Below are 2,500 nucleotides of genomic sequence, written 5' to 3' on the forward strand. Positions count from 1 at the left end.
CGGGCTGTTTGACAAGTTGAGAAGAAGAAAGAGAAACGTGGACGGCGGAGTCCTTGCGGGTCTCGACTGTGAGAAGGCTTAGGCTTTCGAGTGGTTGGGGCCGGACGAAAGACTTCGGCGGATACACGTTTCAAGGAAACACCATGTTCGTTTGCGCTGTGAAGCGCGGCGACGAGTGTCGACCTTCGGGTTGATGCAATGGTGGGACCTCGTCAAACGTTGTGATCAGCCGGTTCAAAGTTTCAAGTCCAACTTGAGAGTTTGATCCTGGCTCAGAGCGAACGCTGGCGGCAGGCTTAACACATGCAAGTCGAACGGGCGTAGCAATACGTCAGTGGCAGACGGGTGAGTAACACGTGGGAACGTACCTTTTGGTTCGGAACAACTGAGGGAAACTTCAGCTAATACCGGATAAGCCCTTACGGGGAAAGATTTATCGCCGAAAGATCGGCCCGCGTCTGATTAGCTAGTTGGTGAGGTAATGGCTCACCAAGGCGACGATCAGTAGCTGGTCTGAGAGGATGATCAGCCACATTGGGACTGAGACACGGCCCAAACTCCTACGGGAGGCAGCAGTGGGGAATATTGGACAATGGGCGAAAGCCTGATCCAGCCATGCCGCGTGAGTGATGAAGGCCCTAGGGTTGTAAAGCTCTTTTGTGCGGGAAGATAATGACGGTACCGCAAGAATAAGCCCCGGCTAACTTCGTGCCAGCAGCCGCGGTAATACGAAGGGGGCTAGCGTTGCTCGGAATCACTGGGCGTAAAGGGTGCGTAGGCGGGTCTTTAAGTCAGAGGTGAAAGCCTGGAGCTCAACTCCAGAACTGCCTTTGATACTGAGGATCTTGAGTATGGGAGAGGTGAGTGGAACTGCGAGTGTAGAGGTGAAATTCGTAGATATTCGCAAGAACACCAGTGGCGAAGGCGGCTCACTGGCCCATAACTGACGCTGAGGCACGAAAGCGTGGGGAGCAAACAGGATTAGATACCCTGGTAGTCCACGCCGTAAACGATGAATGCCAGCCGTTAGTGGGTTTACTCACTAGTGGCGCAGCTAACGCTTTAAGCATTCCGCCTGGGGAGTACGGTCGCAAGATTAAAACTCAAAGGAATTGACGGGGGCCCGCACAAGCGGTGGAGCATGTGGTTTAATTCGACGCAACGCGCAGAACCTTACCAGCCCTTGACATGTCCAGGACCGGTCGCAGAGATGTGACCTTCTCTTCGGAGCCTGGAGCACAGGTGCTGCATGGCTGTCGTCAGCTCGTGTCGTGAGATGTTGGGTTAAGTCCCGCAACGAGCGCAACCCCCGTCCTTAGTTGCTACCATTTAGTTGAGCACTCTAAGGAGACTGCCGGTGATAAGCCGCGAGGAAGGTGGGGATGACGTCAAGTCCTCATGGCCCTTACGGGCTGGGCTACACACGTGCTACAATGGCGGTGACAATGGGATGCTAAGGGGCGACCCCTCGCAAATCTCAAAAAGCCGTCTCAGTTCGGATTGGGCTCTGCAACTCGAGCCCATGAAGTTGGAATCGCTAGTAATCGTGGATCAGCATGCCACGGTGAATACGTTCCCGGGCCTTGTACACACCGCCCGTCACACCATGGGAGTTGGTTTTACCTGAAGACGGTGCGCTAACCGCAAGGAGGCAGCCGGCCACGGTAGGGTCAGCGACTGGGGTGAAGTCGTAACAAGGTAGCCGTAGGGGAACCTGCGGCTGGATCACCTCCTTTCTAAGGATGGGTCTTCAACAGCTTGCTGTTATCGACCTGTTTTAGAAACATCAGAGGCTCTAAGTCATACGAGCCTCATTGGCGGGATTTCGCCGTCTTCGTTTCTCTTTCTTCGCGGACGAACACGCGCCTGGGGTGCGCAGTTGGTCGGGTAGGGCTTTGGTCCACCGATGGATTGCTGCTGCCTCTCGTGCTGAGGGCTTGTAGCTCAGTTGGTTAGAGCGCGCGCTTGATAAGCGTGAGGTCGGAAGTTCAAGTCTTCCCAGGCCCACCACTTCATCGAAGCGTTGCTTTCGTCTTCTGGTTACGGGGCCATAGCTCAGCTGGGAGAGCGCGTGCTTTGCAAGCATGAGGTCGTCGGTTCGATCCCGTCTGGCTCCACCAGATGGCTGATCGCCTGCCTCGTCGTTTGTGCCTTGTTGCTGTCATCCGGACAGCGACGATGGTTCTTCGTCCGCACCTTGTATTCGCCGGCCTGCGCATCGCGCGGCCTGGCGGGTTATCTGACATCGTATAGAGGAGATCGATCCGAGTTCGGATCTGCGGAGCAATCTGCGGAGGCCGTTCGCTTATCTCCGGAGCGTTTTCGGCGCCTGATTGTCGCGAGACAAACAGGTTGTAAAACGCTTCATGTTGACGACGCTTGACCGCATCGTCATCGGTTCGATCTTACGAAGCAATAACTGGTCTTTCTAATCAGTGTCCGTTTGCGGCGTCGCCTTCGGGTGTGTCGCGAGCAACATTCTGCCGAGTGTGTGGACATT

2 tRNA genes and 1 rRNA gene are annotated in these 2,500 nt (G+C 55.3%); all 3 read left to right on the plus strand.

Annotated elements, in window-relative coordinates:
* The first annotated feature begins 249 nt into the window (after positions 1-249).
* The 3 genes from IP86_RS17630 to IP86_RS17640 all read left to right on the plus strand — a co-directional run bounded on the left by IP86_RS17630 (position 250) and on the right by IP86_RS17640 (position 2,120).
* Positions 250-1,736 (plus strand): 16S ribosomal RNA (locus tag IP86_RS17630).
* Between the two features lie 197 nt (positions 1,737-1,933).
* Positions 1,934-2,010 (plus strand) — tRNA-Ile (locus tag IP86_RS17635).
* Positions 2,011-2,044: 34 nt separating this feature from the next.
* Positions 2,045-2,120: transfer RNA gene (locus tag IP86_RS17640), tRNA-Ala, on the plus strand.
* Positions 2,121-2,500: the final 380 nt, after the last annotated feature.

This window comes from Rhodopseudomonas sp. AAP120 (assembly GCF_001295845.1).
Lineage (GTDB): Bacteria > Pseudomonadota > Alphaproteobacteria > Rhizobiales > Xanthobacteraceae > Rhodopseudomonas.